The organism is Vibrio sp. E150_018 (assembly GCF_053544035.1).
The window spans coordinates 77,133-103,186 of the sequence record NZ_JBHGNY010000011.1; the positions used below are offsets into that span (position 1 = coordinate 77,133).

General features: G+C 41.4%; 22 protein-coding genes and 1 pseudogene. 16 read left to right on the plus strand and 7 right to left on the minus strand.

Annotated features, from left to right (window positions below; all coding sequences use genetic code 11):
- Positions 1-29 precede the first annotated feature (29 nt).
- The 4 genes from ACE3G9_RS11760 (at position 30) to ACE3G9_RS11775 (ending at position 4,759) form a co-directional block, all read left to right on the plus strand.
- The gene (locus ACE3G9_RS11760; protein WP_449219219.1) at positions 30-224 is read left to right on the plus strand and encodes a hypothetical protein; all 195 of its coding nucleotides are present in this window, start codon (positions 30-32) and stop codon (positions 222-224) included.
- Between the two features lie 181 nt (positions 225-405).
- The gene (locus tag ACE3G9_RS11765; RefSeq protein ID WP_449219220.1) at positions 406-1,104 is read left to right on the plus strand and encodes a Crp/Fnr family transcriptional regulator; all 699 of its coding nucleotides are present in this window, start codon (positions 406-408) and stop codon (positions 1,102-1,104) included.
- Between the two features lie 209 nt (positions 1,105-1,313).
- Positions 1,314-2,399, plus strand: coding sequence for an OmpA family protein (locus ACE3G9_RS11770; RefSeq protein ID WP_449219221.1), 1,086 nt, complete (start codon positions 1,314-1,316; stop codon positions 2,397-2,399).
- Positions 2,396-4,759: an Ig-like domain-containing protein gene (locus tag ACE3G9_RS11775; RefSeq protein ID WP_449219222.1), complete on the plus strand. Its 2,364-nt coding sequence runs from the start codon at positions 2,396-2,398 to the stop codon at positions 4,757-4,759. The genes ACE3G9_RS11770 and ACE3G9_RS11775 overlap by 4 nt, the downstream gene beginning before the upstream one ends.
- A 105-nt stretch (positions 4,760-4,864) precedes the next feature.
- Here ACE3G9_RS11775 and ACE3G9_RS11780 read toward each other — a convergent pair whose 3' ends face one another.
- The gene (locus ACE3G9_RS11780) at positions 4,865-5,488 is read right to left on the minus strand and encodes a trimeric intracellular cation channel family protein (RefSeq protein ID WP_449219223.1); all 624 of its coding nucleotides are present in this window, start codon (positions 5,486-5,488) and stop codon (positions 4,865-4,867) included.
- Positions 5,489-5,738: 250 nt separating this feature from the next.
- Here ACE3G9_RS11780 and ACE3G9_RS11785 point away from each other — a divergent pair.
- From ACE3G9_RS11785 to ACE3G9_RS11820, 8 genes and pseudogenes are all read left to right on the plus strand, one after another.
- A pseudogene (locus tag ACE3G9_RS11785) lies at positions 5,739-5,942 on the plus strand (elongation factor P hydroxylase); the annotation flags it as partial.
- A 75-nt stretch (positions 5,943-6,017) separates the two neighbouring features.
- Positions 6,018-7,445: a tyrosine-type recombinase/integrase gene (locus ACE3G9_RS11790; protein WP_449219224.1), complete on the plus strand. Its 1,428-nt coding sequence runs from the start codon at positions 6,018-6,020 to the stop codon at positions 7,443-7,445.
- Positions 7,438-9,402: a hypothetical protein gene (locus tag ACE3G9_RS11795; protein WP_449219225.1), complete on the plus strand. Its 1,965-nt coding sequence runs from the start codon at positions 7,438-7,440 to the stop codon at positions 9,400-9,402. Before ACE3G9_RS11790 ends, ACE3G9_RS11795 begins: the two co-directional genes overlap by 8 nt.
- A gap of 1 nt (position 9,403) precedes the next feature.
- Positions 9,404-11,455, plus strand: coding sequence for a hypothetical protein (locus ACE3G9_RS11800; RefSeq protein WP_449219226.1), 2,052 nt, complete (start codon positions 9,404-9,406; stop codon positions 11,453-11,455).
- Positions 11,452-11,877: a hypothetical protein gene (locus tag ACE3G9_RS11805; RefSeq protein WP_449219227.1), complete on the plus strand. Its 426-nt coding sequence runs from the start codon at positions 11,452-11,454 to the stop codon at positions 11,875-11,877. Before ACE3G9_RS11800 ends, ACE3G9_RS11805 begins: the two co-directional genes overlap by 4 nt.
- Before the next feature lie 14 nt (positions 11,878-11,891).
- Entirely contained in the window at positions 11,892-12,533 is a 642-nt protein-coding gene (locus tag ACE3G9_RS11810; RefSeq protein ID WP_449219228.1) for an elongation factor P hydroxylase, read from the plus strand.
- 390 nt (positions 12,534-12,923) lie between these two features.
- The gene (locus ACE3G9_RS11815; protein WP_449219229.1) at positions 12,924-14,096 is read left to right on the plus strand and encodes a nucleoid-associated protein; all 1,173 of its coding nucleotides are present in this window, start codon (positions 12,924-12,926) and stop codon (positions 14,094-14,096) included.
- Positions 14,080-15,429 (plus strand): hypothetical protein, encoded by a 1,350-nt coding sequence (locus ACE3G9_RS11820; protein WP_449219230.1) that lies wholly within the window; start codon positions 14,080-14,082, stop codon positions 15,427-15,429. The genes ACE3G9_RS11815 and ACE3G9_RS11820 overlap by 17 nt, the downstream gene beginning before the upstream one ends.
- Before the next feature lie 1,064 nt (positions 15,430-16,493).
- On the opposite strand, the gene ACE3G9_RS11825 is transcribed toward ACE3G9_RS11820, so the two are convergent.
- From ACE3G9_RS11825 to ACE3G9_RS11850, 6 genes are all read right to left on the minus strand, one after another.
- The gene (locus tag ACE3G9_RS11825; RefSeq protein ID WP_449219231.1) at positions 16,494-17,174 is read right to left on the minus strand and encodes a 4'-phosphopantetheinyl transferase family protein; all 681 of its coding nucleotides are present in this window, start codon (positions 17,172-17,174) and stop codon (positions 16,494-16,496) included.
- A 5-nt stretch (positions 17,175-17,179) separates the two neighbouring features.
- The gene (locus tag ACE3G9_RS11830; protein WP_088720797.1) at positions 17,180-17,389 is read right to left on the minus strand and encodes a hypothetical protein; all 210 of its coding nucleotides are present in this window, start codon (positions 17,387-17,389) and stop codon (positions 17,180-17,182) included.
- Positions 17,386-17,844 carry a MarR family winged helix-turn-helix transcriptional regulator gene (locus ACE3G9_RS11835; protein WP_449219232.1) on the minus strand — a complete coding sequence of 153 codons (459 nt, stop codon included), beginning with the start codon at positions 17,842-17,844 and terminating at the stop codon, positions 17,386-17,388. The genes ACE3G9_RS11830 and ACE3G9_RS11835 overlap by 4 nt, the downstream gene beginning before the upstream one ends.
- Before the next feature lie 122 nt (positions 17,845-17,966).
- Entirely contained in the window at positions 17,967-18,887 is a 921-nt protein-coding gene (locus ACE3G9_RS11840; RefSeq protein WP_449219233.1) for a pseudouridine-5'-phosphate glycosidase, read from the minus strand.
- Between the two features lie 10 nt (positions 18,888-18,897).
- The gene (locus ACE3G9_RS11845) at positions 18,898-22,797 is read right to left on the minus strand and encodes an amino acid adenylation domain-containing protein (protein ID WP_449219234.1); all 3,900 of its coding nucleotides are present in this window, start codon (positions 22,795-22,797) and stop codon (positions 18,898-18,900) included.
- Positions 22,798-22,946: 149 nt separating this feature from the next.
- Positions 22,947-23,432: a MarR family winged helix-turn-helix transcriptional regulator gene (locus ACE3G9_RS11850; RefSeq protein WP_088720800.1), complete on the minus strand. Its 486-nt coding sequence runs from the start codon at positions 23,430-23,432 to the stop codon at positions 22,947-22,949.
- A 156-nt stretch (positions 23,433-23,588) separates the two neighbouring features.
- Here ACE3G9_RS11850 and upp point away from each other — a divergent pair, with 156 nt between their 5' ends.
- The 4 genes from upp to pptA are packed head-to-tail and all read left to right on the plus strand — an operon-like array spanning position 23,589 to position 26,001.
- Positions 23,589-24,254 carry a uracil phosphoribosyltransferase gene (upp, locus tag ACE3G9_RS11855; RefSeq protein ID WP_088720801.1) on the plus strand — a complete coding sequence of 222 codons (666 nt, stop codon included), beginning with the start codon at positions 23,589-23,591 and terminating at the stop codon, positions 24,252-24,254.
- Complete coding sequence (locus ACE3G9_RS11860; RefSeq protein WP_239832915.1) at positions 24,247-25,155, plus strand: EamA family transporter; 909 nt, start codon at positions 24,247-24,249, stop codon at positions 25,153-25,155. The genes upp and ACE3G9_RS11860 overlap by 8 nt, the downstream gene beginning before the upstream one ends.
- Positions 25,156-25,166: 11 nt before the next feature.
- Positions 25,167-25,763: an NADPH-dependent FMN reductase gene (locus ACE3G9_RS11865; protein ID WP_088720803.1), complete on the plus strand. Its 597-nt coding sequence runs from the start codon at positions 25,167-25,169 to the stop codon at positions 25,761-25,763.
- A 13-nt stretch (positions 25,764-25,776) separates the two neighbouring features.
- Entirely contained in the window at positions 25,777-26,001 is a 225-nt protein-coding gene (pptA, locus tag ACE3G9_RS11870; RefSeq protein ID WP_449219235.1) for a tautomerase PptA, read from the plus strand.
- Positions 26,002-26,054 lie beyond the last annotated feature (53 nt).

The window sequence follows — 26,054 nt, forward strand, 5'->3', positions numbered from 1 at the left end:
GAAATGTATATTTTTCGGGGCGTTTTTGTATGAAAAAGAAAACTGATCGATTCCCTATGATTACCTTTATTAAAGCCACTCTTGCCGCGATACTGGACGATGGTATGAGTCAAGATGTTAGTGAGTCACTTTATATTGCTTCTTCTTTTTCTGCTTTAATCGTTACACAAGGTGGCGTTATTAGGGCTTGGATAGAAGCCGATTACTTCCTTCTTTATATTTAATTATGATGGTTTAAACCTTTTAAATAGTATGTATTAAGGTGTTTATTGCTCGATAAATGTTAGTGATGTCTCATTTAATAATGAACACAATGTAACTAGTTTAAAATTAGTGAATATTTCAAATTTGAAGCTATAACTTATGTATGAGCAAGCTCTATACTTAGAACGATAAGGGGCTTATATGATAATGGATTATGTGAAACATTCAGTTCTTTCGCAATGCTGTCTTTTTGTTGGTGCGAAAAGTGAGAATATATTGTTATTAAGCAATAATACGAATTTAGAACATTTTGAAAAAGATACAGAAGTTGTTAGGCAAGGTAATAAAAATCGCGATATTGGTATTTTAGTTGATGGTGAATTAGAAGTTACTTATCGAACCCATCAAGATCAAGCTATTCCAATAGCAAAAATAAAACCACTTGAATGGTTTGGTGAAAGTGGTTTTTCGACAAATAATAGTTTGGTATCAGCAAAGACAACAGAAAATTCAAGTGTTATCTTTATTCCAAAGTCAGTATTGTTTGACGCAATGGCTACAGATGGAGTCATCATGAATAATGTCATGATGTGTTTGTCCGATAGGGTTTTTGCAATTAGTCGTTTTGCATTAAGTCATATTGATAACAACACATTATCAAAAATAGGAAAGCAGATTTTAAATCAAATAGAGATGTTTTCTTCATACAAATCTTCTCCGGAGTGCATCGAACTTAGACTAACAAAAGCTCATCTTGCAGCCTTAATTGGTCAAACTCGTCAGTCCATCATTCCTTATCTAAATAAATACACTGAATTGGACTTGCTGTCCTTTGGTTATGGAACAATAAAGATAAATAATATTAACCGGTTAAGGGCTTATGTTGGTGAGATTTGTTAGATAGGGTAATTTTCTAAAACCTTAGATTGAAATGTATGTTTATTTACATTTTATCTGTTTTCTATATTTTTATTGTTAGATTTTTTACTTTTTATCTTTGTTTTTTATATCTATCTATTTTTATTTTTGGGGATTTTTTATTTGTGGTTGATAATCTAGTTATCAGATTTTTATTATTCATGTAAATATACACACGGAGTGGTGAATATATGCTTAGAAAGTTAGCTTATATAAGTGGAGTTTCGGTGTTGTTAGGATTGCCTTTTTACACTGTGTCAGCAGAATCTAATAAGTCTGTTGGCGTGAAGTTAGATTATAACTTTGCTCATTCTAGTTGTGAAAGTGACAACTTAGATTGTGATGATCAGTCGTTAGGTGGTGGGATTTATTTCCGACACAATATTTATCAACCTTATTTTTATCAAATTGGTTTTGAATATTTAGGCCAATATGAAGCCATCTATCCTGCATTATCCAATCCGAGTGTAGGCGCGAAATATAAAGGCAATGTATTTGCTATTGGAGTATCAGCAGGGCGTATTTTTTCACTAACGGAAAACCAAAATATCGTTGCTCAAATAGGGGCAATGCCTTGGTATATCGATGTTGAAGGGGATGAACTTGGAAGTAAAGTTGATAATGATAATAAAGGGATTTCGCCTTTTGCTTCATTGGCCTACCAATACAATATGTCAAAAAGTAGTTATTTAGAGCTGGGTTACCAGTATGTGTATGGTGTTGGAGCCGATTCAACGGGTGGCGCGGATATTAATCAAGTATTTCTTGGGTTAGGGTATCGTTTTGGCGCGTCGGAACCTGAAACCATCGTTCAGACGGTAACCGAAACCAAGTATGTCACCGTGACAGAAAACAGTATGACGCTGAATCTAGGAGAAAATAATTCTACTGTGCTGTTTGGTTTTGATTCTTCAACACTTAATCCTGATATGTATTCTTTACTTACTCCAATGGAAAATCGTTTGAATGATAACCCTGAAGCTTTGTTAACTATTGAAAGCCATACTGATAGCGTAGGTTCTGATGCTTATAATCAAAAATTATCACAACGACGTGGTGATGCATTAAAAGATTATTTTACCAATAAAGGTATTTCCGCTGATCGAATTACAGTGAGCGCTTATGGCGAGACAAGGCCTCTTGTACCCAACACGTCGGCTGAGAATCGTGCGACAAACCGACGTGTAGTGCTATTTTCGCCGTCTTTTGAAAAACAAGATGTGGTGAATAAAAATACACAAAGTAGTGAGTCTTCTGTTCAAGGAGCTGAAAAATGATAAATTTAAAAAAATACATGAGCGCCTTATTTTCTCTTTTTTTCCTTTTAGTTTTAGCTGCATGTGGTAATGAAAGTAGTGGTTTACCATCTCAGGGGGGTGATGGTGAGCCGGTGGGCGATAGCGATGATGGCAGTATCGTGAGCCTAATGATTATGCCTGAAAACCCAAGTGTTGCAGCTGGTGAAGAGTTGCAACTAAGCGTTAAGGCGACTCAATCTGATGGTGAAGTTATTGACATTGATGCTTCTGAGGTCAGTTGGTTTTCAAGTGATCAGTCGATTGTTACCGTTAATAAAGATGGCGTGATGAAAGGTATAAAAGAAGGTACTGCTAAAGTGACCGCCGTTTATCAAGGCCAAGAAACAATTGTGACGGTCACCATTTCTCCGCCTACGCCCATAGGGTTGCAGGTATTGCCACAAGTGACTAGCGTAGCTAGTGGAGTGGTGATTAATTTTGTTGCTCAAGGGTTGTATTCTGATGGGAGTAACAAAAATGTTTCGCAACAAGCGACTTGGTCTAGTTCAAATGAATCGGCTGCTACAGTCAACTTAGGTGAAGTGATCACGATTGCACCAGCTGACGTTCAAATCAGTGCAGAGTGGGAAGGGTTTTCTGGCAGTGCAGATCTAGAGGTAACAAATGCCACACTTTCATCATTGAATATTAGTCCTGCTAGTTTAAATTTAGCTAATGGTACCAGTGATAAATTAACCGCTACCGCTGTATTTAGTGATGGTTCTAGTGTGGATGTTTCTGAGCAAACTACTTGGACAACTAACCCAGCAACTGGTATTGCCGACGTCGATTCGACGGGTTTGGTCACTGGGACTGGAGTGGGAAGTGCTGTCATTACAGGCGATTATAACGCAACAACAAGCACTGCTAATGTGAATGTTACCAACGCAACTGTATCGAATATTAGTATTTCTCCTGCTACGGTGAGCTTAGCCAATGGGTTGACTCAACAATTTACGGCAACCGCAAACTTTTCGGATGGGACGACACAAAATGTCACGAGCAGCGTAACTTGGTCAAGCTCTGCTCCTAATGTTGCCTCTATTGATGCTTTAGGTTTAGCTTCTGCTGCTATGACAGGAAGCACGGTTATTACTGCCGAATATGGTGCCCAAACCTCGACGTCTAACTTAACGGTAACTGATGCGACTATTTTATCTTTAGTCGTTGAGCCTGACTCACTTACTATCGCCAAAGGTGGTAAAGCGGCTATCACGGTTACAGCGAATTATTCGAACGGTTCTAGCCAAAATGTTACCTCTCTAGCAACAATTACAAGCGATGCCCCTGCAGTGACATCCATTAATGCTGATAATTCAATACAAGCGGTTGGTGTTGGCAGTGCGAATGTTACTGCGACATTCAATAGTAGCGACTCTGATCCTATTCCGGTCACGGTGACTGATGCGACGGTGAGCACATTAACAATTACTCCCGATCCGCTATCTTTAGCAAAAGGGACTCAGCAGCAATTAACGGCAACAGCGGAGTTCAGCGATGCTAGCTCACGTGATGTAACGAGTGAGGTCAGTTGGAGTACCGCGGATTCTGCCTTGGTGTCGGTCAGTTCATCAGGCTTAGCCAAAGGCGAAGGTGTTACCGCAGGAACTGATGTTACGGCAAGTTTCGGAGGACAAAGTGATAACCTTAATGTTGTTATTACCAGTGCAACTGTTGCTTCATTGGCAGTAACACCGAATCCATTAAGTCTTGCTAAAGGGGACACAGAACCACTTATAGCAACGGCAACGTTATCTGACAGCAGTACTCAAGATGTCACCAGCCAAGTGTCTTGGGCTTCGGATGATCCTAATATTGTGAGGGTTAATTCCAATGATGAAGCAGAGGGGGTAGAGCAGGGATCGGCAATATTAACAGCCACTTATTCCGATCCGGTAGCTGCAGTTAATGTGGCATCACCAAATGTTAACGTGACCGTAGGTGCTGCACGGGCTGATAGACTGCGTCTTCAAGCCGTTGATAATTCATTAAATATTCTAGGGTTGATTCGCTTGACTCTAACCCAAGGTGATGAGCTATTTAGAATACAATCAACCGCGTATTTTTCCGATGGTTCACAGCAAGTATTGGATCCGAATGAAGTGACCTTTAGTTCAAGCAATAATGAGCTAATCGATATTGATGCGAATGTAATTAGTCTTGCGAATGCAGATGTGATTGGCTCTGCGGTGATCACGGGTACTTACCAATCATTGGTGAGTGAAAATGAAATTAATGCGGATTGCTTAACTAAAGTGACGATATTGGGATTAATCGGTCTAGGCCTTGCGTGTGACATTGATGACACTCAACCTAACCCTGATTATGTAGCGCCATAGTTGATAACCTAATTTCTTTCAATCGAAAATCAAAGCCAGTAGGGGGAAATTCATACCTGCTGGCTTTTTGTTTATTCAAAATATTTTATGGGTGAGAGGTTCTGATTAGTGAACCGAACCTTCAACCTCGAGTTGGAATACAGGTAGGCGCCAATTGAAGCGAACCGAAGCCATTCGTAGTAAATAGCCTGAAACGAGGCTCACAATAATCGCTAGGTTTTCATCCACAGCATAATGTTGTAGTAATAAATACAACCCAGCAACAATCAGAGAAACAGAAGCATATAACTCTTGGTGTAATACCAATGGTACTTGTCGACAAATTAAATCACGTAGTAGTCCACCAAAGATACCAGTAACAATGGCGGCCACGATGCAAATACCAAAATGCAGCCCCATATTAAGGCCGACCTGGCAACCAATAATGCTAAATGCAGCAAGCCCTAGTGCATCTAAACGGATGAACACGCCTTTAAACTTGACCACCCATTTAGCCAACCAGGTGGTTAAGATCCCTGCCAAGCAAGTGATCAGCAAATATTCTGGATGCTTAACCCAAGTTAAAGGGTAGTGACCTAATAAAATGTCACGTACGGTACCACCGCCGATTGCCGTGGCACTTGCCACTAACATCACGCCAAACCAATCCATGTTTTTACGACCTGCACTTAATGCGCCTGTCATGGCTTCTGCTGTAATACCAATAATAAAAATAATGCTTAATAACATGGCATTCTCATTGTTGTTAGGTTTGAAGTAAGGCCGTGATTGTATGCGCTCTATGACAGACTGACGAATGAGAATTATCGTGATTTTTGGGGCTAATTGATTAGAAAAAATAATGGTTTTACAATTTTGTTATCGCCTATAGATAGCTGCGTAACATTTGAGTCGTTAAGTTAGGTAGCGAGGCTTTACCTTATAGGAAAAAGTAAGGACAATAGATGGTGTGTTTTATTTTATGTTGTCATAATTTCCAATGAGCGCTAATAACCATCAGAATAAACATCGTCATACTCCAGAAGCGATTATTTCTATCTTTAATCAGACTTTTTACCCTTCTTATAACACCAAGTTGATTCGTGGAGATGATGAGCCTATTTACCTGCCGGCAGATGAAACAATAGATTACCACCGCATTATTTTTGCTCATGGCTTTTTTGCTTCAGCCATGCATGAAATTCATGCATCTCTTTAAAGGTTGACATACTAAGAAACTCATACTAGGAATAATGTACATCCTAAGGAGATTCTATAGGTGAAAAACACCCTCAATGATCTGTTTAAATCAACAGCGAGAGTTATCCATTTAGGTCACTTTTATAAGGGGTGGCTGATGTGGGAGGCTGGGGAAGAGATTGACGAATATGAATATCGCTTTTCCCAGATAGAAAGCAGTGGTTATTTTCCAAAGATGCCTGTCATCCTTCAATCAAACGGTCTACCTTGGGATATTGGCAACGCCTATTTATTAGGCCAACTAGAAAAGCCAAATCTCTCAAATATGAGAACACTCACCGCTCGAGCAATTCACTTGAAGTACTACTTACAGTACTTAGAGGATACTGGTCAGCATTTTCTCGATCTTCCCAAGCTTTACTATGAGCGTGCACCCCAAAAGTTCAGGTTGTTCATGATTCAAGCTTTGAACAACCATGATTTTAGTGCTGAAAGCATTAATAATGTACTTTCTACGGTTGCCCATTTCTATAAAAACATCCGCTATGAATCGTTAGTGACAGAAGCTAGTTTAGATAATCAGCCATTCACAAAGATAAGAAAGTCGATTATGGCTACTAACCGAGTTGGTTTAGTTCGAAGCACTCAGGTCATTACGAATGACCTTAGAATTAAGAGCAGCAGGAATCACAATTCTCCGATAGGGAAGCTAAGAGATGGAGGAAGATTGCGTCCTCTAACCGGAGAGGAACAACAGATCATGTTCGATAGCTTTAGAAAAAATTACGCATCGGTAGAGCTTGAGTTAATGATTCGAGTAGCACTTGAAACAGGAGCAAGACAACAAACTGTATGCACATTAAGTATCGGCTGTATTAAGAAAGCTTATAGTGAATTAGTAACAACCCCATCAATGTCTTATGTTGTTATAAATGGAGGTCAACGCTACAAAGCTGATACTAAAGGAAGCAGATTAAATCGGCTGATTTTTAGACGTGAGCTAATTTATGATTTGATGGCTTATATTGACTGTGAGCGTGCCGAAGACCGAAGGCGCAATGACAATAGTTTTTATGGTGATACAGATGACAACTATGTATTTTTAACCCGAGGGGGCAATCCTTACTATACAGCTCAAAGAGAACTCCTAGCTCGCCAAGACCCTAAAGCTTCCTGGAATATTAAAGCATCTATGATGGTGCCCAAGAATGGTCAATCTCTTAGGAATGAACTGAAAAGGTTTATTTGTCGAATCCAAAAAGCTGAACCAAACTTTAAAGTGTTCACTTTTCACGACCTCAGGGCGACTATGGGCATGAATATCGTGAGGCATATGAGAGCAAAAGGTTATTCTGATTCAAAGATTTTCGATCATGTTAGGCAGCGTTTGAATCACAGTAATTTTAAAACGACAGAAGGTTATCTAAACTTTGACTCTGAACTTTCCGAGTTTAATGACATACAAGAAGCATTTGGCGAGATGATGTGTGGAGATGACTATGAATGACTCTATCGACTGCCGTCCCTTAATTGAAGTTAACCCTAATTACTTGCCCAAAGTGTATTCTCCTCAGGCAGTGGTGGTTAAAGGGGTCAGATCAGATGGTATACACTTTAAAGTTGATATTGGCAGAGTGTGTTATCTAGATCGTGAAATGGACTCAGCACACCACCTGAGTGGTAAACACTATATCCCCAGCTCAGTGAATAGAAATTCTTTATCATCAGTAAGAGTTGAGTGGCTTCGAAACTATTTGTATACAGCATTTCACAGAGGGTGGCGTGATGAAACGCTTCGGCAGAATCTGCACTGTTTGCGGCACTTTTTTCATTTTTGTGATTTTGACGGAGGTTTAAAGCCAATCACACGAGACGAGTTGGTGAGTGAATATCAGCGTTATCAAAACATACTTGATCAAAGGGGCTGTGTGAGTGGTAATTCTTCTTTAAAATCATCGTCTATTTTTAAACGCTTAAATACTGCACGAAACTTCATTCAGTGGGCATTTCAGTTATCGAACAATGAAATTCTTGCTCTTATACCGAAGCAACGTAGCCGGCAGTCTCATACAGTAAACGAGAGCAGGTCTGTAAGCCTTAAAGATGGACAGGTTTACTTACGTACGTGTGCTGTTTATTTCAATCAATTTGCTGACTCTATTTTAGATAACCAATACCCTATTCCGGTGAGCCCTCCGTATGATGAACGTGAGCATCTATATTGGCATTCATATAAAGGGAACTCTTTGGTGAGTTTGCCAAACTGCTTTACTCAAAAAGGTGAGCCGCTCCCGTATCAAGAAATAAAAGATGTCCTAGCAAAAAATTTTCAAGGTACGTTCGCAACGAAGGCAGAATTTTATGATAGAGCGCTTATTCACAATAGAAACAAATGGATACAGGGGAAGTTAACACCTCAAAAGATCTACGCCTATAATTTGAGCGTATTTTGCTTTTTTCAGATTTATCTTGCATTCACTGCGGCAAATGTTCAGCCCACACTTGATCTTCAAATATCGGATATAGACACCAATAAGGTAGGCTTTAGCGCTTTCGCAAAGAAGCACAAATTTCGAGCGGGCAGATCTATTAAATTTGAAGCGCCCAGTCAGTTGAAGCGAGAGGTATTAAAATATTTAAAGTTAAGAGCATGGGCTGAAAGTCTTGGACTACCTGGGGATGTGCAAAAGTATTTGTTCGTCAAAATTGGGGAGGGTAGTAAGTTAAAACGATTTGATAGAAGTAACAATGTATCACTCACCAGAAAATCTTTTTTATTTAAAGGAGTTGCTAATGTTTCATCAAGGGATATAAGGCAACTGGCGGGTGAATATTTCATTCGAAAATCACAAGGTAAAGTTTCTTTGATTGCAAAGAAATTAAACAATTCGATTACAACGACAGCAAAATCTTATACGTCAATTGATATAGAAACGCAGGCTCAAGAAATGAACCGTTATCATGAAGAGCTGAGTTCTCAAGTTCGGTATTTTAATCGCACAACTCATAGCTCCATTCCCGTGATTTTTGCAAGTGAAGATGAATCGGAAAGAATAGCTACCGGATCATGCTCTAACATAGATGGGGTAGTACCGTCGAGAGCCAAGGGGTTTAATTCTAAAGCTCCTGAGCCAGCCTGTGGTACGTTTGAAAGTTGCCTTTTCTGTGAATACTTCGCAATCCATGAGGATTTTGAAGATATCCATAAACTCTTAAGTCTCAAAGAAGCGTTGAATACCACTTCAATGATCAGAAATGATTCAGAGCACCATGAAGCAGTTGTTAAGCCTGCAATATTTAGAATTGAAGAAATTTTGGATTTTGTAAGCAATAATAATCATGAGCTTAGAGAAGTCATAAGGCTGGCCGAGGACAATATAGAAATGGGTAACTTCAATCAACATTGGGGTAGGCAAATTGAAATCTTGCTACGTCGAGCAAACCGTTCTGGAAGAGAGGTATAGTTTGTCGAAATTAATGTTACGTAACCCAATTGTTATGGAGGTCTATCCACCAAGTGACCTTTCATCAGTAAAGCCTGCTGATGATATGGTGGTTACGATTAACAAAGATGGAAGCCCTAAATCAATATTTAGTGATGATATTTGGGATTATAGTGCTACAAGTTCAACAATTCGATTCATTAATTTCAGAACAAAGATCGAGAACATTACCCCTGCTGATGGAGGTAGAGTAGAGAGCAGACATAAATTTGATGTAGCCAATGAATTTATTAAAATTCTAACGTTATATTGGATAAGTGCAGTGGGTGGGTGCTCAATGTCTAAGCTTAACGGTGATGTAACTGCAGTTTCGTTTTTGATACGTTACTGTCTAGATTGTGGTATTTCACCTAAGAATATATTCTCTACTCCCGACGCAATAGATTTTCTAACGAGTCGAGCTTCAACAACAAAACAGACTGGGCTATTGCTCGGAAAAATACAACGCATCGCAGATACCGCAACGGCACTCAGTAGTAATATGTTCTGGCAAGAAGTAAGTCCGTCGATTGAATTTATAGACAGATTAAAGAGAACCAGAAAAAAATTCCCAGAAACCACGGAATCATTACAGACTCTCCTCATTCCATCGGAAATATATCAAAGTGTGCTCAAGAAAACTATCGAAGATCTAGATTGTTTCTTACAGCACGAGAAAGCCATAAAGCTTGTTTTTGCGTTGCGAAGTATAGCGAGAGATAAAGGCGTTGAGTTTGATAGAGGTCTGGTAGCGACTGCAATAACAAGGAATCAAAGTGCACGAATCCCACACCATTGGAGAAAATTATTGCGTGAAAATGTAGATGCTTCTAAAGCCTTAAAAGAGATTTATGAAGCCGGTATTTCAAAAAATGAAAGTTGGGGGGGGCTTGTAGATAAATTAAAGGGGTGGCAGCTTAGGTGTGCCATTTTAATTTCTGCATTTACTGGTATGAGAAAGAGTGAGTTGTTGGCAATTCCCTTAAACGGATTAAAAACAATAAATACTGAAAATGGTCCTATTCCTGTCGTTTGGTCGACAACAACAAAGCTTGAGCCCAATGGAGTTCCTAGGTTTACTAAGTGGGTGACATGCTCTGTCGTAGAAGTCGCTTTTAAAGTTGCAAAGATAATCACTGAAGGTGTACTTGAATGGTCTGGCGACAGGCGAATAACTGATATCTCTGAACAGGAAACACCTCTTTTCTTGTCCGTTGAACAAGGAATAAGCGGTATTCCTCATAGGAATTTTAATTTTACAACAACATTTTTATGCTTAAAGTATATAAATGAAAAAATCTACAAGAAAGAGCTGGAAATTAGAGAGCAGGATATAGCGGAAACAAGTTGGTTTTTGTATGGGGAGGGAGTGCCAAGTGCTATCAAGCTGGGTAAAGCTTGGCCTCTTACGTTCCATCAGTTGAGACGGTCAATGACAGTCTATGCGGCAGTTAGCGGAATGGTGTCATATCCGGTACTCAAGGCGCAGCTTAAACATATCAGCATGGTGATGACAGTATATTACTCAGATTCAAATTCAAGAGCCATAAATATTCTGGGTGATGAAATTGAGATCAAAGCCTTACGTGCTGAGTGGTCAGATGCCAAAGCGCGTGCTGAAGCGGATAGTTTCTACACACTTCTAGAAAGGGAACAGCCATTAGAAGGTATCGCAGGAAAAAGACTGAGAGCCCAAAAGGATAGAGATGAGTTGCCTCAGTTCTTAAAAAATCGTGAAGATACAAAACAAGCGGTAAAAAATGGGAAGTTTCGTTATCGTTCTACATTGGTGGGAGGATGTGTATCTGTAGCGGCTTGTAATAAAGGCGCAGGTGTACTCGCATCCGCCTGTATTAGTTGCGAAAATGCCGTATTCCTGCCTGGTTCCAGAGCTGCACTCGAGCAAACAAAAGAGTTCTATGAGGCTCAGCTAGCCAAAGGTGCTCCTAAGCGTGCACGACAAGAGTACAAGGATAATATTAAGCAAATTGATCGTTTTCTGCTGAGACTCATTGAATCCGAGGAGGTCACTTGAAGACACGAAGTAAGATTGAAAATGAATATTGGGGAGCCCTTGACCGCTTAAAAAGCGGAAAAACCAAAATTGTTGATACCAAGTCGACGAGATTTAGAATCACTAAAGATGCAGTGGGGCGTGAGGCTGGCCGCGGAAAAGGTTATGTGCGCTATGAAAGGTACCCATTACTGTGTGACGCCATTGCTGATGCTGAGGAAGCGAGAAAGAAATACGCACCAATAACGCTAACGGCTAGAGCTAAAATTGAGCAGCAGAAAGAATTAAAGCAAAAAGTAATTAGAGACTATAATCAGCTTAAGCAAGGCTACGACCTGTTAATGGTCGAGTACCTGAATGTAGTAAGGCGTAATTTTGAGCTTGAAACTGGGTTGGTAGAGGCTAAGGATGTTAAAATGACTCGAATGCCTAATGTACGCTAAATGAGCGTATATTAATGAATTTTTATCTTTTTGGATGTTTCATCTCGAACAGTCAAGTTGTATCTGGAAATAAAGAAATGAATATAAGTAGTACCGATGATGAATACTGTAAAAATTTGATAGACGCGTTTGCGAGTATTTTTCCTAATTTAACATTAAAAGGCGAAGCCGAGGAGCCGTTTTACAAAGCTCCACGGGCAAATACCAATGCAGTTCTTTATTTTAGAAGCAACTATCCACGCAGCCTTTTACATGAAATTTCCCACTATTGTTTAGCTGGCGATCGGCGAAGAAGTTTGGACGATTTCGGTTACTGGTATACTCCGTGCGGAAGAAACGCGGAGGAACAGCAACGTTTTGAAGTGGTTGAAGCTAGGCCACAAGGATTGGAAAAAGCAATATGTGAGATTGTTGGGATTAAGTTTTCACCAAGCCTTGACGATTTTTCAGGACGGCCTCCGTCGGAAAGCTTTCTGCAACATTTAGAGCTAGCCTATCAAGAAATGCTGTTAAGTCCACCTCCCACCGCCGACAAGGTACTCTCTGGTTTGAAACGTTACTGGAAAACTAATGGCCTGGTTTTACCGACATATCAAAGTATAGGTACTGATGAGGGCATTAAGTTATATAAACCGATATCCACAATATCTACCTAATGCTTGCAAGCATGAAATAATATGAGCAAGGTCACTTGAATGTTTATCACGTCTAATTTTCTTTAGACCAGTTCAGCACCGACCTTTAAAGCCAGTCGGCTATAGTAAGTATGAATCTCATTTTTGGGCAATAATGAGCTAGATACTTTACTCTAACTTTATCAATTTAGGTTAGAAAAACAAAGCTGACGACGAGAAGCAGCGACGTGTCTTCTACTTTTGTAACTCTACAACGTCAAACAGAACAATTCTCAGATGTTCTGTTTGACCAGAAATTTCAACACCCTGTATTATTCATTATAATGAATAATAATGTACTCTGTGTTTATATACAGGTTTCTGGGTGTGCAGTTTTAGATAGTCAAACATATACTTTATTAAGGAATTCATGTGCTGAGTTGTGTTGAGTGTGATTTTTCCTACGAGGATACTTTAGAAGAGTGCCCTCGTTGTGCTGAGTTAGAACAGGTTGAGCGACCAGAGCTTGTCGCTGTAGCAGCTATGACTGCGGAATTTATCACGCAAGCTGGTAGCTCCAAGCTTGAAGCTAAGATCGGTGATCTTTGGCCTAAGAATGATGATGTTAGTTTCAAACTCATATCTGAAGTAGAGAAAAAGTTTAAAGGTAAGAACAAGTTTCATGGCTATTTTACAGAGAACAACTCTCTGGGTTCTGCTCCTAGCCTCCTGAAAACTTACATTGGCAAAGAAATTACATTCTCAGGGCTGGTGAAGACGTTCATGGATTCCCTTGTTGCTGCAGCGAAGGAAGTCGGTGTACACAAAGTTGCTGGTGGTAATATCGTGTTTATGCACTATAAAGGCCACGAAGACACTGATATCGGTCGATTACTAGCCATCTGGGTGACCAAGAAAGATGGTTTCGATTTCGACGAGGAAAGCTTGGTTCCAAAGGACAGCAGTCACTTGAATCTTGATGCGCTAAGACAAGCTGCATTATTTGACCTCACGTTATTTGACGAAGTTTATCCGAATGTACCGACTGATGATACTTATCTAAAGTTTATTAAGGGAACATCAACAGGTGCATTTTTTAAAACCGCATTTGGGTGTGATGAGAGAAACGTAGGTAACGTCGATTCAATCAAGAACCTTCGCCATGCGGTAAGTGATTACCAAGATCGATACCAGCTCTCTAACGATTTCTATATGGATGCTACCTCTAAAGTTGAAACACTGCTTGAAGCAGCCCATAAGAGCGGAAAACCTATCTCTTTATCGACTTTGTGTAATGCTGTTGATGGCTTACTTCCTGATGACTCACCATTGAAAGGAACATTTGAGTCTTTTATCAACAACAACGGATATGAGATCAATCATCATATCGAGCCTACCTTGAATAGTGTTAAGGCTGGACAGTCAATAGAGCTGGTTGCCGGAGATAAAAGCTTTTCAGCTAAGATTTTGAAAAAGCAAATTGGACCAGCGAGTTCAGGTCATGTAGTCGAGTATGAAGATGGTCGACTAACATTTTTAATTGTTGATCAGGAGCAGAAAAAAGAGTTGATGAAGCTTGCAACTGCTAATGCCAAAGATGAATAACGATATTTTTCAGTCGTTTGTCAATATTTTAAGTGAAAACTCGCTATCGATTAGTGATGGCGAACTGAAGGTTTTATTGTCTTCAGAAGCTACTGCTTGTCAAATGGTTGAAGAGACATTAAAAAGCGTTGGGTACTCATTTGATGAAGTGAGAACTATTCGTCAAGGCAATGCAAATATCTCATTGAGTGCAGCGAGCTGGTCAGAAACCTGCCCGATTCACAAGAGTTGGGATGACCTATTCTCAATAGTTGAAAATACGTCGAAGCTACCACTATACTTTTACATATTAGAGGCTAATCAATCCTCATTTGACGATACGCAAAATAAGCGAGCACTGGAGCTATTTTGTTCGGTCAGACAATTACTTGCTTCTTTAGCTGATCAGTGTGAGCCTCCTCAAGACGGATGTGCAAAAGGTTCTCGAAAATTATTCTATATTATCGAAACTGACGATGGTGTAGCTAAATACGACTTTAAACCTACCCTAAAGTGGAGTGAACTAAAGGAAATACTGACCGAAAACGGGCAACTTTCTTTGGTTGAAAAGCTGCGTAAGTTAATTGCTCTCGGTGATAGCCAAGATTCAGAAAGAATATCTGTGATGCGTTCTGCATTTCATGAGATTATTTCTACTTGTCACTCTAATTCAGAAATATTCAAAAAAATCTTAGGTTCAATTGAAAATTTTCATAAACGTTATGAGGAACATCACGATCTTTTTGTTAGGCGTTTTAGCATAAACAAAGTTCTTCATGAAATTAATGAGAAAGACTTGACTTACACCTCTAAGATAAATGAAATTTTATCTAGTGCCCAGAATAAAGCCTTAACTATCCCTGGTGCTTTAATCGTAATTGGCGCAGTGATGAAGATTGATCAGATGGTAGATGGGATTGCAGTTGCAATTGGTATACTGGTTACAACTATAATTGTGCATCGCTCTCTAGAGGTTCACAACAGTACATTCATGCATATCGAGAAACAGATTACAGCTGAGTTCAAACGATATGACGTCTTAAATGAAAAAGTAGAAATAAGACAGAGGGCACAACAGACAATAACTGACCTTTCAGGCTTACTAGGTAAGGCAAAGGCAAACTCTAGCTTTATGAAAAAGTCTATCTGGTTTATCTGCTTTCTAGCTGTAGCCTTTATTGTTATTGTACTTAATAGAGACGATGCAAGCGAAGTTCAAGCGCAAGCTCCGCAACAATCAATCAGCACTACAACGCCTGAAAATAGCGAGCCTAAAACTGATGACATAGTTCCAAAGGTTGTTATTTCTAAACCAGTATCTCCTGCAAACAGCTCTGTTTCTAACGCTTCCTAAAACATAAGTATTGGTCTTACAAATAAGCTACTTGTGAATAAAAACTGAGCTAGAGAATGTAATCTAGCTCAGTTGACCTGTTCCTGTTAAAAGCATATCTAGTCTCAAGATAGTGCTTCCTATATCTATTGCTTGATTGACAGACGGAGATGAGCAATCTCAATAGATGCTATAAAACAGAAGTTTACTAGGATTAGAGTGGCTTTATCCTCTTCACTATTGAACGCAGTGAGTAGGTCTAGCTTTTCTGGCAAGGTGTTCTTAACATACGCATGCATTTGAGGAAATTGCGATGGTGAAAAACCAGAGATTCGTATATCGTGTGCCAGTTCGTTTCGAGTTCGTCTTATTTCATGTAGAGGCGGGATTAGCTTCCTATACTCCCTTTTTTCACTATTATCTTCGTAGTTATATGTTTTTATGAAGTCCTTGAATGTCTCTATCTTGGCACCGAATGTTTTGTCTGCAATATCGACATCGAAGCTATTCAGCAGCAAATCTAACTTATGTTCTAATAAAAGAACAATGTTAAGAAAACGTCCAATCTGCTCATTTGCTTCAGTTGTTCTTTGAAGAATCCATTTGTTACTGTCGGTAACAAGCTTACGAAATTCTTTCGTATTCTCTTCCAGAGATAAAGGCTATTTATACTGTATTGGTGCATATTCGCTTCTTTTTCGTTTCGAGTAGCCGAAACACTTGAGTAACTTTTCCACTGGCTTCCTCTACAGTGCTGAACGTTTTCTGTGAATAGTTGTGTGTGAGTAGAATTAAAGTTTCATACTAAAAGGCAGAGTTCTTCAATAGGTACGCTGCCTTTTGTGATTACGGATGTTATGGCTCTAAGACGGTTCTGCCCCATAGCGCGTTAGTGCGATTACTCAGCAATGGTTCACGCTGTTGAGTTTGCAATACTTGTAGTTATAGCTGGGCATAGTACAGTTTAGTGCTGCTCACAACCTCCAAGTTTATTTCGCTTTTAACAATTTCTTCTGTGATTAGTTTTTGCATATCTATTCCAATACAAACTTTATCCACTACACCTTCTTTTTTAAATTAGGTCGTCAAGACTTTATCGGAGTATAAAATCCTATGTTGTCGATTTGTGTGAAACTAATATCCCCGATTGGTATGTCACTTTGCCAGCAGACACTGAGAGCTCCCCAACCTAGACAAATGGTTTTTGTCTTGTAGCTCTTTTCTTGCCAGCGTAGTTTATACGGTTGGTCCTCTAAACTCGCTGCACAGTTTATGGTGTTTAGCCTATCACCTAGCCCACAGCCAACGGCTTTAAGTAGGGACTCTTTAGCTGTCCATATTTTAAGAAAGCCCTGATTTATATTAGGAGTGGTAATTAAGTGATTCCTTTCTGCCGGGTGCAATATGGCCTCTGCGAGCTCCGATATATCCTCCCTATTTTTATAGACCTCAATATCTATGCCTACCTCAAGTTGGCTTTTCCCCTTTAGAACAGCTAAGGCGACTGCTCCCGAACTATGACTTAAGTTAAATGATAATGGTTCTTTTACAAATGGCTTACCGTTCTTATTTGTAAAGAACTGCCAGGCCATTTTTCCGTTCTTTGGGTAATTTTGACTTAGTATGTGGCGTTTCAAGCTATGTGCAAAAGCGTATTCGATCCGTTCTTTTTCAAACTGAAATCGATTGAAGCGCTGATATTCAGTGGCATCTAAACACTTCTCCAGATCGAAAGGACTTCTGGTGAAAACAATTTGTAGTTGCATTGAGGTTACCCCCTTCTCACGACAAGTTGTTGGTTCGCTTTGGAGTTGACTTCTAACGTAACCAGAGAATCAACTAAGGTTAGTGAGATGCCAGGTGTTGATGATGTCATTGTACCGAGAGCCTCTTTCAGATCGTCGATAACGGTTTTCCAGAAGCGAACCAAGTTTTTGATGTTGGCCAAAAAGTTGTTTAATTTCGCGTTAATCTTGGTCAAGAAGAGGCCTTGTCACTAGAGCTAAGTGATATTTTAGATAGAGTACTCTTGAGCTCTGCTTGGCTGAGGGAGCGGAAAGTACGTTTACAAATCTGATTCAAGCCCTCGCGATATTGAAGTGTTCGCTCCTGACCTTTCTCGGTTAACTGAACTCTGATGCTTCGACGGTCAACCGGATCAGAGTAACGTAAAGTGAGTTCTTTGCGCTCTAGCGAGTCCAAGCGTCCCGTAATCGTCCCGGTAGTGACTCCTGTGTAGTAAGCAAGCTCAGAGGGTTTGAGATCCTCCTTGGTGCTATGCTGTTGTAAAACGTCAAGAATCGTAAACTCGTTAAGGGAGATTCGATGATGTTTGAGCTCTGTCCGTTGTAGATCGTTGATGTAGTTAGTAAGTTTCCTAAACTGATGATAAAGGCGCACCGCGCAATTGTCTCCAGTACGGGCAGGATCTTTCATTATCACAGCACATTTTCCTTGTCGATGTGTTTTGATGTTTCTGTGGCCTGAAGGTCATATAGCAACCTTTCATTGATAAGTGACTTCAGGCCGAATGGCGTCAGAAGGGAATCTGAGCAGGGTTATTTCTGTGGATAATGACGGTGGTGTGCTACTGCGAGTTCTCCTGCTACTCGAGCCGTATTAATCAGCACTGCTTGATTTGCTTCAGCAGAACGCCCCTCAGTGGCTTTTTCGATCGCTTTCATAATGAACTTGGTCACCGAATTTCCTGTTACTACCTCTCGTTTTGCTCTCGCTACAGCGTCTTGAACCAACAGCTGGATATCCTGACTATCGATAGCATCTTCATCTCGGGTTGGCGTTGTAATCACTAAACCACCTGATCCAGGTAGAGATCGGTTGATTTCAATGGCTCTGGCTATCTCATCTGCATGATCCATTCTCACTGGGCTTTTGTGTCCACTGCTCTGACAGTAAAACGCTGGAAAATCGTCAGATCGGTATGACACTACTGGTACGCATTGGGTTTCTAAATATTCCAGAGTCAGACCGATATCGAGAATATTTTTTGCTCCGGCACAGACGATAGCCACTTTGGAGCGCGTAAATTGAATCAAATCCGAAGATATATCCATCGAGGTTTCAGCTCCGCGGTGAACACCTCCTATTCCTGCAGAACTGAAAAACAAGATGCCGGCGAGTTCTGCTATAACAAGGGAGGACGCTACGGTTGTTGCCCCCATTTTGCCTGAAGCCAAAATAAAAGGTAGGTCTCTGCTCGAGACTTTCGGAATATTTGGGGTTGATGCAAAGCGCTCGATCTGTTCGCGATTCATACCTACTAACACCACGCCATTGTCGATGCCGATTGTTGCGGGTATGGCACCAGATTCACGCACGGCTTCTTCTACTTTGAGGGCCGTGTTAACGTTGTCAGGATAGTCTAACCCATGAGTAATCACATTAGATTCCAGTGCTACGACGGGTTGACCTGTTTTAAGTGCAGCTTTTACTTCTGGGTGAAATTCAAGTGTAATCATTTCCTTCATCCTACTTTTGTTGTTCTTGGTTGTTGGCCCACAGTTTTTGTTTGAGCTCCTGCACTCCGAGGGCTTTTAGGACCTGATAGTGGTCGGCATCTAGCTCAACATAGGTTGGACTTTCTCTGCTAAAGGTTGTTGCTTTTTCAAGGAATGAATAATGATCATCTTGTGCCTTAACAATGGTAACTGGTGCATTTAAGCAGCGATTTTTTAACTCCTCGAACTGATAGCTAAAGCCATACGTCATGGTGACGATACGAATAATACGTTTGACTAAATCGGGATCCAACATAGGGAATCGTTCACAGATGAATGCGACAAAGTCTTGCTCTGAATGACACAGTTCCAGACAGCGCTCCATCAGGCGACCGTCCACTTTGTGAGCAAACACAGAGAACAAAATGGCCAGAAATACTGGATTTTTGAAGCTGGCGTTATGCTCAAATTTTTGCTCTCTTTCCATCTGTGTGATCGGAGCACCGGGGGCCAGCAGGTAGAGTGCTTCAACAGTTTCGCCCATGCTTTCCAATTGTGCAGCGGCTTCGAACGCTACTCGCGCACCAAAGGAGTATCCCCAAAGTGTATAGGGACCTTCAGGTTGGACTTTTTTCATTTGTTGGATGTCTGCTTTAGCCATGTCACTGATCGACGCGAGTGGTGTTTCATCGGCATTAATTCCTTCAGCCTGAACGCCATAGAAGGCTCGCTCGGTGAACAACTCATTGGCAAGGTGCTTAAGATTAAGCGGATAGCCACCAAGACCGGGCCAGCAGAATACTGGACTGTGAAGACTTTGGTTTAGATGGACTAATCTTGAACATGGGACTTGTGCTGATGAGTTATTATCAATCCAATGAGCCAAACCGCTGACGCTTGGTGTATGGAACAAAACCTGCAGCGGCATTTTGATCCCAAAATGATTATTTATACGGTTGACGAGAGCCACTGCTGTTAGAGAGTTTCCGCCAGACTCAAAGAAGTTGTCTGTGGCAGAAACCGACTCCCATTTCATTATACGGCACCAAATCTCACCAATTTTCTGTTCCGTCTCTGTAGTGAGTGGCTCGAGTGGTCGATTAGCATTAATCTGCTTGAGTTCGTCTAACTGGGACAGAGCAATATAGTCGATCTTTCCATTGGCTGTTTGCGGCAATTTATTCAGCAGCAGAACTTTGTTTGGAATCATGTACTGTGGCAATAATAAGGCCAGTTCGTCTTTGAGTATTTCAGTTGGCCCCTGCATATGGACTCGATCTTCATTCATGCCTTCACTCGTATACTGAGCTTCGCTAATCGGTCCGCCGACACCAAAGTAAAGACTCTTCATCGGTTGGCCATGCTCGGCTAGGATGGTCCGCATTTTGATAGCGGCTAAAAGATCATTATTGGTTTTAGAGCTGTACCCCGAAGACATGACCCCAATTCGTGATGTGTTGCTTTGCAGGCGGTGAAGTGCACGACCTAGGTTGATATAGTGGTCATCTATGTTTTCGTCATTACACACAAGACCGATACCAAAACTTGAGCGTTCGAAGACTTTCTGGTTGATAGCAATGACATCATTCTTTTGTAACATCTGTTCAGTTAACCAATGTAGGTCACCATCTTGATATTGATAAAGGCCAGGTAGCAGTCCCGCTACTTTATCGTCATGTATTTGTACAAGGCATTGCGGACTGGTTGGTTGATGAGTGACTCGGTAGGGTTCAAATCGGTAGTTACCGAGGTAAACGTCTTCACTTTCCCCATCATACCAAGTCGGTAACTTGTCGCGTTCAATCGAGCGGTCTTGAAGTAGCGAGAGGCCATGTTCGGGCAGTAATTCATCAAATAGACCCAGCATATGACCAGTTTCCATCTCCAGTACTTCTAACAGATTGTTTTTATATACAGGCTCGATAGCATTCCATTTTCCGATGAAGTGGACATTCAGCGTAGGAACATGTGATGTTGGCAGGGTGTGGATTTTGATCAAGCAGTGTTCTGCAGGATGATAATAGTAAATCCCTGGTGTAATCCCGAGCAGTCCACGGATCTCAAAATACATTTGTGTCGCGTATAAGGCACCTGGCGATGCATAGGCGTATTTTGGAAGCAGACGCTCTTCACTGATGAACTGGCCAAAGTTTCTTATGAGGAGACCAAATGCAGAAAGGGAAAGAGTCTCAACATCACGTGAAGGTTGTGCGGACATAGGCTGGCGTTTTAATACACTTAGCAGTATTGCTTTTGACATGGGAGTTTCGCCTTCGAAAAAACGGTACGTTTTTCGGCCAAAGGCGTTCGCTCGTTGAGTGGCTGTTGCGGTTTTTCCCGGTAATGGAAGGACATCAATGGCGTCACAGTGGTTCAGATCGCGGCATCCGGAGTTCGATAGTTGTGCTTTTACCTGAAGCTTATTGGATTTTGATTGATGATGGCTGTCATGATTGCCTTGATCCATCAGGGCTGCTTGTCTTTCATCGAGCTCTACGCAGGCGATTAAGCTCTGGTGACCAGTACGTGGATCATTTTTGACCACCATAGCGACCCTTTTAACCCATTGATGATTCTCTATCGCCAAGCGTATTTCATCGAGTTCAACGCGGTACCCACGGAGTTTTATTTGACTATCAGATCTGCCGACAAAGTGTGTATAGCCCTGAATATCTTGTTTCACAAGATCTCCGGTTTTATACATCACTTCATGACCTGGTAAATAGGGGCTTGGATTAGCAATGAACTTTTCATTCGTCATATCAGGGCGTTGATAGTAGCCTTTCGCAACTTGTACGCCGGAAATATGCAATTCACCGATTTCACCGACTCGCGCTGGCTGACCATCTTCTCGCAATACATGGTACAAGGTGTTCGCGACCGGCTTACCAATCGAAATGGCGTCTGGGTAATTGGCCAACGCATCGCGAGATAGAGTAAATGTAGAAGAGTTGATCGTACATTCAGTCGGCCCGTACAGGTTGGTCAACTCAGCATGAGGCAAACATTGCAAGAATTCACCAGCCAGCTTGCGAGTTAATGTTTCACCACCACTAAATACCTTGTTCAAGCGAAGGCAATCAGTAAATAGCGGGTGGTCCACCAATGCCTGAAGGAGCGTCGGTACACACTGTAGTATAGAAATATCATGATTTAGCAAAGTATCAATCATGGCATCTGGATCGCGGTAGCAATCTTTCGGGCCGACCACGACTTGGCTACCAAATGCTGGCGCGAGAATTTCCCACTGAGCGGCATCAAAGCTGGCTGGCGTCTTCTGAAGGATCCGATCATGCTGATTGAAATTAAACTGTTCTTTCATAAAGGCGATTTGATGAGAGACATTGGCGTAGGTCACCATCACCCCCTTAGGTTTACCTGAGCTGCCTGAGGTATAGATGATGTAGGCCAGCTGATTGTCATCGGGAACACTGCGCTCAACCGTATGTATAGTGTCACTCTTGTCTAGGCCCTCCAGCTCAGCTTGTGTCAATACAGTGACATCTCGCGGAACAATAGACTCTAACTGGGATTTTAGGTGTGGTTGAGTGAGGATCACTCGAACACCAGAGTCGGCAACCATATACCTGATTCGCTCTTCTGGGTATTCAGGTGCCAGAGGCAGGTACGCGTGCTCGGATGCGAGAATACTCCATGCGCCCGTTATCATTTCTAATGACGGGTCACAGTAAAGACCAATATATGGCTCATCGACTTTGATATGTTGATTGATAAGCTGTGCATTGTGTGCCACCAATGCCTTAAACGTCGCGTAATCAATAGATGAATCACCATCTTGGACCGCAATATGCTCTGGGTACATCTCCACTTGAGAGTCAAGCATAGTGAATAAGCATGGCTGATGGATGGTGGTGAGGAGCTCTGAATCTAGCTCCGGCAGAGTCTCAAGTTGATCTAATAAAGTACTCATAGCAAGTTAATTTCCCTATATGCAATTAGTGTGTCGGAAGGTAAGATACCAACATGTTGCATTCTGTCAAGTATCTTTTTAAAGAGATACTTTATTTAGAGCTATTGAGTTGGAGTAAAAAAAACCTGCAAAACTGCAGGCTTGAGAAATTAAGATTCGTTGGTTAACAGCCAGGTTCTAAGTAGGCTGGCCAATTGCTCACGTTGTTCGTCAGTAAGTGGGTCAAGGATGGCCTTTTCATTGATAACATGCTCCTCAAGAACCTTATCTATCAATTTCTTACCTTCTTTTGTTAGTACAACACTACAGCTTCTTCTGTCTTCTGGGCTTGCGATACGTTCAATCAACTCCCGTTTCACTAACTGCTCAATACGCGTACTCATTGCGCCGGAGGATAGCATCAGTGTCTGATACAGCTCGGTGGGGGTCATCGGTTCGTTAAAGCGTCTCAATGTGGCTAGTATATCGAACTCCACTGAACTTAAGTTGTTATTTTTAAATGTCTTATTTAGTTTCTTATCAACGATTCTACTCATTCGACTTAAGCGGCCAATGACCCCCATCGGTGAGCAGTCTAGATCTGGTCGTTGATGTTGCCATTGTACCAACAACCGGTCTACATGATCGTAATGCATTTTCACTCCTTAAAATATTTTTTTGAAAAGATACTTGAAAAAAAGATTTTTGATCGGTATTGTCTGTATTGTATCTTTTGATAAAGATACTTACTTAAAAGTTATTGGTATTCTACCACCAATCTTGTCAGTAACAAGCATAAAAGGAAAAGTATTATGCGTCTTCAAGGAAATGTTCATGTTTTGCCCCACACCTCCTATTTGGCCTATCTGCATACTAAAATCCGCGACAAGCACGCTGACTTAAGTACATTCATGCATTTCAGTGATCAGGTGATTCGTCAGTTGCTGATTAAAGCATCAGAATTGCTGGAATATTCAGAGCAGCATGTCACTACACCGATTGGTGATGTGTATCAGGGAAAAGTGCTATCAAAAGGTCTCTGTGGCGTCTCCGTTATTCGTGCTGGCGAAAGTATGGAGCGTGAGTTTAAGCAGATGTTTCCAGAACAACCTATCGGCAAGATCCTGATTCAAAGGGATAAAGTCACCAAACTACCAGAATATTTCTATTCTCACTTTCCTTCAGAGATCGCACAAAAAACCGTGTTCTTGTTTGAACCTATGCTTGCAACGGGGGGATCGTTGCTTAAAGCGATCGATGTACTGCTGGATCAGGGCGTTTCTATCAAAAATATTATTGTGGTGAATTTTCTGGCGTCTCCCGCAGGGCTGGATCGGTTAATGACCACACATCCTTCCGTTCAACTGATCACCGCATCTATCGAAGAGACCATGAATGATGAAGCCTTCATGCGACCTGGCATTGGAGATTTCGGAGACCGCTATTTCGGTACATACCCGGTACAAAGCTATGAATAAATATCAAACCTTGATGAATGTGGCTTTGACAGCACTGGCTCCCATTGTATGGGGCAGTACGTATATCGTCACAACAGAGCTGCTGCCTGCAGACCTGCCTTTATTAGCCTCTGTTATTCGGGCACTTGGTGCGGGATTGGTTCTATTGTTGTTTTGCAAGATCCGGCCAAGTGGCATTTGGTGGGGGAAAATAGCAGTGCTTGGGCTGCTTAATATTGGGTTGTTCTTTTATTGCTTGTTTGCCGCGGCGTACTACTTGCCTGGTGGACTCGCAGCTCTGGTTATGTCGATTCAACCGCTCATTGTTATGGGATTGGGGGCGGTTTTCTTTCAAAACAAACTCAGCGTAACTCATGTCGCCTCTGCCGTGGTAGGTGTCGCTGGTATTAGCCTCTTAGTTCTGAACAGCGCGGTCGAATTGAATTGGTGGGGAGTTTTAATCGGTTTAATCGGTACATGCAGTATGGCACTGGGCATTTTACTGACTAAGCATTGGGGACGCCCAAAAGGCATGTCTTTACTTGGTTTTACTGGCTGGCAATTGACGCTGGGTGGTTTGATGCTGTTGCCGATTGCCCTTTGGTATGAGGATTTCCCTCAAACACTGACGGCTCTAAATATTACTGGTTATGCCTATTTAAGTCTGATCGGTGGGGTCTTTGGTTACTTTGTTTGGTTCCGTGGTATTGAAAAGTTAAATCCGGTCACGACGTCGTTTCTTGGTTTTCTCAGTTCAGTCTCCGCCTGTTTGCTGGGGTATATCTTCCTTGGTCAGTCGTTTACTCAGCTACAAATTGTTGGTTCAGTTGCCATTATTGTCTCTGTCTATATGGCTCGTCCGAAACCAGAAAAACAACCGAGCGCGTTAACTCAAGCGCCAGTGACATCTTTACACCGATAAGAGATTGAACCATGAAACTTAGTATTATTTCAGGAAGCCACCGAAGCAACTCATACAGCTTAAAGGCAGCTACCTATTTACAGCGTCTGGCCCGGTTGGAAGAGTTTCAAGAGACACAAATCATGGATTTGAGTGTCCTAGATTTTCCTTTTTGGAATGAAGGCGTTTGGAATGGCAGCGAACAGTGGAACGATTGGAGAGCTATCGCTCAAGAGTTGCAGCAATCAGATGCCATCGTACTGGTTACGCCAGAATGGCATGGCATGGTGACACCGGCTTTGAAGAACTTTCTTCTACTTTGCACTAATCAAGAGTTGGGCCATAAGCCTGTACTACTTGTTAGTGTGTCTGCAAGCGTTAATGGTGTTTATCCAATCAGTGAGTTACGGATGACTGGTAGTAAAAACAATCATGCCTGTTTTATCCCGGATCATTTGATTTTCCGTCATTGCGAGAGCCTTTTTTTATCTGATAACGCTGTCAGTGATGAGCAATTCGATCGCCGAGCCAAATACACCATGAAGTCACTAAAGGCTTACGCGAAAGCAATCGGTACGGTTCGCGCAACACTGCAAGAAGACGTGCAGCAATTCCCATTTGGTATGTAACAAGGAGAGCCCCATGCCACACATATCTATTAAGCATTTTCCTGTCGAATTGACTCTGCAGGAGAGAAAATACTTATCCGACGTTATCTCTTCTTCTATTCAAAGCGCGCTTCAATGCAGTGAAGACGTGATTTCAGTTTCTATGGAGGAAGTTGCGCCAGAGGACTGGACGGCTGATGTTTATCAACCAGAGATCGCAGCTAAACGCCAGTACTTAATCAAGCAACCGAACTACTAGTCATCTAGAGCCCCGATGGACTCGGGGCTCCTGAGTTAAGGAAGGAATAATAA

Bases quoted from the DNA above. Each gene is read 5' to 3' on its own strand.
- ACE3G9_RS11760 (WP_449219219.1), top strand. From the start codon at position 30: ATGAAAAAGAAAACTGATCGATTCCCTATGATTACCTTTATTAAAGCC.
- ACE3G9_RS11765 (WP_449219220.1), top strand. From the start codon at position 406: ATGATAATGGATTATGTGAAACATTCAGTTCTTTCGCAATGCTGTCTT.
- ACE3G9_RS11770 (WP_449219221.1), top strand. From the start codon at position 1,314: ATGCTTAGAAAGTTAGCTTATATAAGTGGAGTTTCGGTGTTGTTAGGA.
- ACE3G9_RS11775 (WP_449219222.1), top strand. From the start codon at position 2,396: ATGATAAATTTAAAAAAATACATGAGCGCCTTATTTTCTCTTTTTTTC.
- ACE3G9_RS11780 (WP_449219223.1), bottom strand. From the start codon at position 5,488: ATGTTATTAAGCATTATTTTTATTATTGGTATTACAGCAGAAGCCATG.
- ACE3G9_RS11795 (WP_449219225.1), top strand. From the start codon at position 7,438: ATGAATGACTCTATCGACTGCCGTCCCTTAATTGAAGTTAACCCTAAT.
- ACE3G9_RS11810 (WP_449219228.1), top strand. From the start codon at position 11,892: ATGAATTTTTATCTTTTTGGATGTTTCATCTCGAACAGTCAAGTTGTA.
- ACE3G9_RS11820 (WP_449219230.1), top strand. From the start codon at position 14,080: ATGCCAAAGATGAATAACGATATTTTTCAGTCGTTTGTCAATATTTTA.
- ACE3G9_RS11825 (WP_449219231.1), bottom strand. From the start codon at position 17,174: ATGCAACTACAAATTGTTTTCACCAGAAGTCCTTTCGATCTGGAGAAG.
- ACE3G9_RS11835 (WP_449219232.1), bottom strand. From the start codon at position 17,844: ATGAAAGATCCTGCCCGTACTGGAGACAATTGCGCGGTGCGCCTTTAT.
- ACE3G9_RS11840 (WP_449219233.1), bottom strand. From the start codon at position 18,887: ATGATTACACTTGAATTTCACCCAGAAGTAAAAGCTGCACTTAAAACA.
- ACE3G9_RS11845 (WP_449219234.1), bottom strand. From the start codon at position 22,797: ATGAGTACTTTATTAGATCAACTTGAGACTCTGCCGGAGCTAGATTCA.
- ACE3G9_RS11850 (WP_088720800.1), bottom strand. From the start codon at position 23,432: ATGCATTACGATCATGTAGACCGGTTGTTGGTACAATGGCAACATCAA.
- upp (WP_088720801.1), top strand. From the start codon at position 23,589: ATGCGTCTTCAAGGAAATGTTCATGTTTTGCCCCACACCTCCTATTTG.
- ACE3G9_RS11860 (WP_239832915.1), top strand. From the start codon at position 24,247: ATGAATAAATATCAAACCTTGATGAATGTGGCTTTGACAGCACTGGCT.
- ACE3G9_RS11865 (WP_088720803.1), top strand. From the start codon at position 25,167: ATGAAACTTAGTATTATTTCAGGAAGCCACCGAAGCAACTCATACAGC.
- pptA (WP_449219235.1), top strand. From the start codon at position 25,777: ATGCCACACATATCTATTAAGCATTTTCCTGTCGAATTGACTCTGCAG.